Source organism: Bifidobacterium sp. M0399 (assembly GCF_016100595.1).
GTDB classification, from domain to species: Bacteria; Actinomycetota; Actinomycetes; order Actinomycetales; family Bifidobacteriaceae; genus Bombiscardovia; species Bombiscardovia polysaccharolytica.
The window spans coordinates 1-346 of sequence record NZ_JACFSD010000015.1 but is presented as its reverse complement, the minus strand read 5'-3'; the positions used below and the strand labels follow the sequence as shown (position 1 = coordinate 346).

Below are 346 nucleotides of genomic sequence, written 5' to 3'. Positions count from 1 at the left end.
GACAGGCGTCCGCTTCACCCAGTTCAGCGCAGGCAGTGGTTATTCCCTGGCCCTGGGCTCGGACGGCAACCTCTACAGCTGGGGAGACAACAGCTCCGGCCAGCTCGGCACCGGCAGTACTGATTATTCTCCGCATAGCACGCCGAGCAAAGGGTCCATGCCGACAGACGGCACGAAATTCACCCAGATCAGCGCAGGAAACTATCATTCCCTGGCCATGGGAACGGACGGCAACCTCTACAGCTGGGGAAGCAACGGTACCGGGGCGCTGGGACGAGAAACCAACCAAACGCCAGAAAACCTACCAGGCGTTGTCACCCCGCCGACAGGCGTCCGCTTCACCCAG

General features: G+C 61.6%; 1 protein-coding gene. It reads left to right on the top strand.

The window, feature by feature from the left end:
- Positions 1–346: hypothetical protein (locus H3V09_RS08950; protein ID WP_198191709.1), on the top strand; the 346-nt coding region annotated here is incomplete at both ends.